The sequence below is a fragment of the Yoonia sp. genome, from assembly GCF_042093035.1.
Lineage (GTDB): Bacteria > Pseudomonadota > Alphaproteobacteria > Rhodobacterales > Rhodobacteraceae > Yoonia.
On sequence record NZ_JBELFI010000122.1, the window covers coordinates 1 to 6,861 of the forward strand.

Annotated in this window: 6 protein-coding genes and 1 pseudogene; 1 reads left to right on the plus strand and 6 read right to left on the minus strand. The window is 55.2% G+C overall.

Translation table 11 applies throughout. The features are described 5' to 3' along the window. Nucleotides 1–102 precede the first annotated feature (102 nt). The 3 genes from ACFDSS_RS12590 to ACFDSS_RS12600 form a co-directional block, all read right to left on the minus strand. The gene (locus tag ACFDSS_RS12590; RefSeq protein ID WP_375256085.1) at nt 103–993 is read right to left on the minus strand and encodes a dihydrodipicolinate synthase family protein; all 891 of its coding nucleotides are present in this window, start codon (nt 991–993) and stop codon (nt 103–105) included. Nucleotides 994–1,056: 63 nt separating this feature from the next. Next, on the minus strand, nt 1,057–2,307 hold the full coding sequence (locus ACFDSS_RS12595; RefSeq protein WP_375256086.1) for an NAD(P)/FAD-dependent oxidoreductase: 1,251 nt from the start codon (nt 2,305–2,307) through the stop codon (nt 1,057–1,059). Between the two features lie 27 nt (nt 2,308–2,334). Beyond that, entirely contained in the window at nt 2,335–3,042 is a 708-nt protein-coding gene (locus tag ACFDSS_RS12600) for an SDR family oxidoreductase (RefSeq protein WP_375256087.1), read from the minus strand. 121 nt (nt 3,043–3,163) lie between these two features. On the opposite strand from ACFDSS_RS12600, the gene ACFDSS_RS12605 reads away from it, so the two are divergent. Beyond that, nucleotides 3,164–4,036 carry a LysR substrate-binding domain-containing protein gene (locus ACFDSS_RS12605; protein WP_375256088.1) on the plus strand — a complete coding sequence of 291 codons (873 nt, stop codon included), beginning with the start codon at nt 3,164–3,166 and terminating at the stop codon, nt 4,034–4,036. Nucleotides 4,037–4,160: 124 nt separating this feature from the next. Here ACFDSS_RS12605 and ACFDSS_RS12610 read toward each other — a convergent pair whose 3' ends face one another. From ACFDSS_RS12610 to ACFDSS_RS12620, 3 genes and pseudogenes are all read right to left on the minus strand, one after another. Beyond that, nucleotides 4,161–5,435, minus strand: coding sequence for an ABC transporter permease (locus ACFDSS_RS12610; protein ID WP_375256089.1), 1,275 nt, complete (start codon nt 5,433–5,435; stop codon nt 4,161–4,163). Continuing rightward, nucleotides 5,435–6,238 (minus strand): ABC transporter ATP-binding protein, encoded by an 804-nt coding sequence (locus tag ACFDSS_RS12615; protein WP_375256090.1) that lies wholly within the window; start codon nt 6,236–6,238, stop codon nt 5,435–5,437. The genes ACFDSS_RS12610 and ACFDSS_RS12615 overlap by 1 nt, the downstream gene beginning before the upstream one ends. Before the next feature lie 102 nt (nt 6,239–6,340). After that, nucleotides 6,341–6,861: pseudogene (locus ACFDSS_RS12620) on the minus strand (taurine ABC transporter substrate-binding protein); the annotation flags it as partial.

A 6,861-nucleotide genomic window follows, 5' to 3' on the forward strand; every position in this document is an offset into this window, starting at 1 on the left:
CGCACCGATGATGCCTGCGCCAACGACGAGAATTGATTTTGAGGGCACAGGCGTCATTCGCATTGGCTCAATCTACATATCAATATCGCGGCAAGTCTTTGATTACATGGACAGGATCGGTGCAAGCGCTGCTTCTAAATCGGCCTTTTCAGCATCCGTCAATGGACCAAGCGGTGCGCGGCATTCGCCAACGGGAAGCCCTTGAAGCTGGCACCCGTATTTGATTTTTTGCACGAATTTGCCGCTCTCTAGGATGTTCATCGCGCGGTAGAGTTTTGTCATGATGCCCTTGGCTTTGGCCAATTCGCCCGCCTTAAAGGCACGATCCAGATCACAACAGGCTTTGGCCAAAAAGTTCGACGGTCCGCAAATCCAAGACTCTGCACCCCAGAACATAAAGTCCAAAGCGATGTCATCCGACCCAGAAATCAGTTGGATCTTGCCCTCATAGCGGGACGCGATTTCGATCGCCCGTTGCAGCACACCCGAGCTTTCCTTGATCCCGATGACACGAGGATTATCGGCGAAGTGGTCCAACAGTTCAAAACTGATGTCGGCCCCGTCTTTGGCGGGATAGGAGTAGAGCACCAGATTCACATCGACTTCTGCCAGAACGGTTTCATAATGCTTGATAAGCTCGTCCTGCGTTGGCCGGGTATAGAAAGGAGGCGCCAACAGCACGTTGTCATAGCCTTCTTCCTTGGCGATAATCGTCTGCTCAATCACTTCACGGGTTGCAGGGGCATTGGTGCCAGCGATCAGAACTTCGTCTTCATTGGCGAAATCCTTGACGAATTTCAGAACCTCGCGCCTCTCTTGCGTCGATTGCGAGAAATACTCGCCCGTCGATCCATTCGGCACCCAACCGGTGACCCCTGCATCGCGAAAATGCGTCAGCAAAGCCGCAAAGGCGCTAAAGTCGATCTTGTCGTTGGCATCAAACGGGGTCACCAATGCCGGCATCACACCCGATAGTTTTACATTGTAGCTCATGGGGTTTCCTTTTCCCATTGGACCAAAACCCCGCGACGCTGCGATAGGGTCTTTTGGCGATTATCAAATAACGGCGCGCTCGATCACACGTTCACCTTTGGCGAACCGTTCGTAGAGAAATGGCGTCAGATCCATCGAGCGGAATGCGCCATAAATAATTTGTTCGGCGACACCGCGCCCGACCGCTGGGCCTTGTTGCGACCCATGGCCGGAAGACCCGTTGGTAAAGTGGAAATTGGAAACCTCGTCGTGGGGGCCAATCACGACATTATAGTCGAACGTGTTGAAATCGTAGTGACCGATCCAATAGTCAATCACATCAACCTCTTTGAACTGAGGGATACGGTTGGCAATGATGGGATGAACCTTGTCTTCCCAAATCGTGGCCTCGGCCGAGAAATCTTCAACATCCACCGTCGCGTCTTCGCCCAAAGGCGGGCAACCGACAAGATAATCATCACCAAACTGCCGGAAGTGCACGCCCGTGGGATCGATCGTCAAAGGCAGATCACGCGGCAGCGGTTCCTTGGCTCGGAAGATGAACGTGTAGCGACGCTTGGACTGAATATCGAGTTTAAGTCCCGCCATATCGGCGACGAGTCCAGCGCGCGTCCCCGAGGCGTTGACGATCGACCCGGCTGCAATCTGTTCACCGGTCTCCAGCGTGATACCGGTCACTTTGTTGCCTTCACGGGTGATCCCAGTCACCTTGTTCTGGACATAGTCAACGCCGTTTTCGATCGACTTCTTTATGAGCCATTCGACCATCAGCGGCGCGTTGTAATAACCTTCATCAACCGTGTTCAGACTACCGGCCTCGATGTCATCAAGATTGTAAAAGGGGTACTCGGACGCAATTTCTTGCGCCGTAACCATTTCTGTCCCCGCACCGCAGTCGGCCTGCACCGACTGGTCGCGTTCCAGCACTTTGGTCAACGCGGGATTATCGGACAGATACAAATAGCCAAAGTTGCGTATGCTCAGGTTCGGAACCTGTGGGTCACCGCCAAGGTTTTCACGAAAATTGCGTACAAATTCAGCCGCATATTGGCCGATCTTCACGTTGATCGGGTTGGCGAATTGCTGCCGCATACAATTGTTCGATGCGCCAGTCTGAGCTTTGGAAAAGGTGGGGTCCGGTTCGACGATCAGAACCCTGCCCTTAAAGTCGGGGTTCGAGACCAGAAACCACGCGGTGCACGCGCCCATGGTTGCGCCGCCGATTATCACGACGTCATAGCTGTCGTGCTTTGGCTTTGCCGAGAACACGGGCAGGTTCATCGTCCATGAGGAATCTTTTGAGGTCGGCTTCATGTCATTTTCCCTTGCAATGTCGCCGGATCAAACCGAGCGGGTAATCCCGCCGTCGACGCGGATATTCTGACCGGTGATATATGCCCCGCCTTCCGAGGCCAGAAACGCGACGGTCGCCGCGATTTCACCGTAAGAGCTGCCGTAGCGGTTCATTGGGATCTTCGCCATGAAATCCGGATTCTCGGGCAAGCTGTCGATGAAGCCGGGCAAAACGTTGTTCATGCGGACATTGTCCGCGGCGTATTTGTCGGCAAAGAGCTTGGTATACGCCGCAAGACCGGCACGCATGACACCGGATGTCGGGAACACCGGATCGGGTTCGAACGCGGCGAAGGTCGAGATGTTGATAACGGTGCCCGATTTTTGCTCCAACATGATCGGCGCAACGATCCGCGTCGCGCGAACGGCGTTGAGGAAGTATACCTCCATCCCCTCGTGCCAATCTTCGTCGCTGATCTCAAGGATGGGCGCACGCGGTCCGTGCCCCGCAGAATTGACAAGCACATCCACACGGCCCCATTTTTCCATCACGGCATCGACAAGTTTCTGCATGTCGTCGCTGGATTTATTGGTACCTGTCATGCCGATTCCGCCAAGCTCATTCGCCAGCCCTTCGCCCTTACCAGAGGACGACAAAATGGCGACGTTAAAGCCGTCAGCCGCCAACCGTCGGGCGCTGTCGGCACCCATTCCGCTGCCGCCCCCCATGATGATCGCTACTTTTTTGTCAGCCATTGTCTGTCTCCGCAATTGAGTCTTCTGAGTTGCGACCACATTGCTTGGAATTCGGTCGTTTGACCAACCAGTATTTCTGCCATATGACTGTAGAAAATCTACAGTTATATTGGGGCTACCCATGCGCAATATGCCGCCATTAAACGCGCTCAAGGCTTTTGAGGCCGCAGGACGCCACCTCAACTTCAGGCTCGCGGCGGAAGAACTGGGCGTCACTCAAGGCGCTGTGGCCCAACACGTCCGCGCGCTTGAGTCGCTTTTAGGGGTGAAGCTGTTCCAAAGACTGGCGCGCGGTCTGGCGCTCACCGACGCCGGAAGGCGGTATCTTCCCCCTATTGGGCGGGCCTTTGATATGATTGCCGAGGCAAGCGATACCCTCGCGCCTCGGGATGCCGTCGCCACGATCAGCTCGACACCTTCTTTCGCCACAAAATGGCTGGTGCCAAGGTTGGGCGATTTTGCAAGAGACCATCCTGAAATCAGATTGCGCCTTGATGCGTCAAATGCCCTGTCGAATTTTCAGAGCGATGGGGTCGATATTGCAATCCGTCAGGGCAACCCGCCGTTTGGACCTGGATTGCTTGCTGAGCAATTGTTCCCTTCGGACTTGATCGCAGTCTGCCACCCCTCGCTGCAAGCGGGGCCGAACCCGATGCGGTCGCCCCAGGACTTGCAATACCATGTGCTGCTTGAAGACACCCACGGCCAATGGCCTTTGTTTCTTGAAAAACTTCTGGACGGGAAACCGCTGACAGACATCAAGACAATCAAATTCAGCCAGACGTCACTTGCGATTGATGCGGCAATCGCCCGTCAGGGTGTTGCGCTGGCGCATCCGGCGTTTGTCGAAGAAGACTTAAAGGCCCAACGGCTCTGCCAGCCGTTTGCATTCTCAACGGCGATGGCAAATGGGCACTATGTCGTGTCACCGCGTGAACCACGTAACGCTGCCGTCGTCGCAACCCTGCGCAAGTGGCTTTTGGCGCAGGCCTAGCGCAGAGGCTGACGGGACCAAAGGGCCTTCAGATTGGATGAGGTCGGATTGGCCACCGCGCGGACTTTTGCAGGGCCAGAAACGGGCAGCGGCCGCCAATCGGCGACCGCTACCCCATGTGGTTTTAAACGCGTCCCTTCCAAGGAACGAGGTATTTTTCAGCCATGCGCATCAGGATATCGATGCCAAACCCAATAACGCCGATCAGGATGATACCCATCAAAACGATGTCGGTTTGCTGGAATTTTGAGGCAACCATAATCATCATGCCCGCGCCCTGTTCAGCCGCAACAAGTTCTGCGGCAACAACAGTGCCCCAACACACGCCCATCGCGACGCGCGCGCCGGTGAATATTTCAGGCAATGAATTGGGCACGATAACATGGCGCATGATCTGAGACTTGCTGGCCCCGAGCGAATAAGCCGCATGAACCTTTGCGATCGCAACCCCGGACACCCCTGCCCGCGCGGCGATCGCCATGATCCAGAGCGCCGCAAGGAACAGCAATATCAGCTTGCCTGATTCACCGATCCCCGCCCAAATAATGACAAGCGGGATCAACGCGAGCGGTGGCACTGGGCGCATGAATTCGACGATCGGGTCAAACCATCCGCGGAACCAATCCGACAGACCCATGGCATAGCCAAGCGGGATACCAACCAATGCACCCAGCAAGAAACCAACCACAACGCGATAAAGCGAAATGCCGAGATGTTCATAGAGGAAGCTGCCCCGATAGCCCTCGCTAAAGGTCTGAACGACCCGATCCACGACAGCCTCGGGTGCTGGTAGCCAGATCGGCTCCATCTGCAAACCGGTTGGCGGTGTAAAGCTGATCGCCCCCTTGTCGGTCAACGCATAGCGGCCAATGGAATCGGTGATCGCGCCGTCCTGGGTGATTGCCTGACCATTGATCGCGACGATTTTAGCGCCGTCTTTGCGGGTCGCCTCATCGTTCTTGTCAAAGATGAGCGTCGTTGAACGTGATGCCGTCATCGAGATTGAATCGTTCTTGGCAAATCCCTCGCCGGGATCAACGTCAAACTTTTCGGTTTTTTCACCAAAGCTCAGCACGCGGACAATAACTTCGGCGTCATCGGTGGCACCGTTGGCGTCTTCAAGCGTGTAGGTAAAGGATGTTTCCCCAACAAAAGGCGCAGGCGCATGCAAAAATCCCGGAAGCCAGGCGGACCCTGTGAAGGCACCCCAGATCACGAACAACGTCGCAACCGAAACAATGCTGGCGATCCGGTTCGGACGCACCGCGCTTTCGTCGCCGAACGTCACGGTTTTCAGCGATGTGAAATCGTGGATGGACCGGTTGAACAGATATTTTACGGCAAAAAACGCACCGACGAAGATCGCTATGTAAACGAATAGAATGATAAGAGCAGTCATTACGCGTCCTCCGCCCGACCCATGATTTCTTCTTCCATATCCCAGATCATGCCAAGAATTTCTTCGCGTGTCGGGTTATAGTCTGCGTGTTTCTTCACTTCACGAAGGTCGGCACCCACGCCCATCTCGGCAAAGGGTAGACGATATTCTTTGTGAATGCGGCCCGGACGTGGCGCCATGACCAACAAACGCTCGCCCAGAAGCAAGGCTTCTTCGACCGAGTGGGTAATCAGGATAATTGTCTTACCGGTCTCTTTCCAAAGTTTCAGAACAAGCCCCTGCATTTTTTCGCGGGTCAGCGCGTCAAGCGCACCGAGGGGTTCGTCCATCAAGATAACGTCAGGGTCGTTGGCAAGGCAGCGGGCCAGCGCGACGCGCTGCTGCATTCCACCTGACAATTCGTAAATCGCCTTGTCTTTGAAATCACCGAGGCCCGTGACATCGAGAAGATGTTCGACATTCTCGGTATACTCGGCGGCGCGTTGGCCGCTCATGCGGGGACCGAAGCTGACGTTTTCGCGCACAGACATCCACTCAAAAAGAGCACCTTGCTGAAACACCATGCCGCGTTCTGCGGCGGGGCCTCGCACAACCTCTGCGCCAAGTTCAATCGTCCCTTCGGTTGGGGCAAGAAAACCTGCAACGATATTCAACAGGGTCGTTTTACCACAGCCCGAGGGACCGAGGACCGACATCAGTTCGCCTTGTTTAAGGTCCAGCGACACATCCTTGAGTGCCTGCACCGATCCGCCGTTGGGAAGATCAAAGCGCATAGAAATATTTTTGATGGCCAAACCTGACATTGGCATGTCCCCTTATGTTTGGATGTAGGGGCAGAACGCGCCCATCCGCTGGTCGCGTTCTGCAAAAAGCGTCAGGCGGCGCAAATACGCCGCCTGAAAGTCTTACATGCCGCCTGCTGCTGCAAGTGGGCCAGTGTTCACTGCACCAGCATAGCTGTCCAGCGCGCCATCAATCGAGCCTGCTGCAACGAATACGTCCGCAACACCCTTCATGAATGTCTGAGCGTTGCCACCCAACCATGCTGCGCTTAGCTGCTCGTCAACTGATGGGAATGTGAATGTCGACATTGTCGCCGCGGTTGAGGCTTCGTCCATGCCAGCATCCATCGCGATGACTGGAAGCATTGTCGCCTGCGCCATTGCGCCGCCGTCGTTCCACATCTGGTTTGCGTCTGCTGTGACCTTCAGGAAGGCTTCAACCATGTCGCTGTTCTCGGAAACCCAGCCAGTTGGACCTGATGTTACGTCAAACACAAGGATACCAAGCTCGGTCTTTTCGTCGCCTGTCAGAAGAACGTTGCCGTGCTCAAGTGCGCGGCGAAGCGATCCGCCCCAGCCACAGAACATATCGATTGAACCCTGAGCGATTGCAGCAGCTGCATCGGTTGGGTCCATGTCAACAA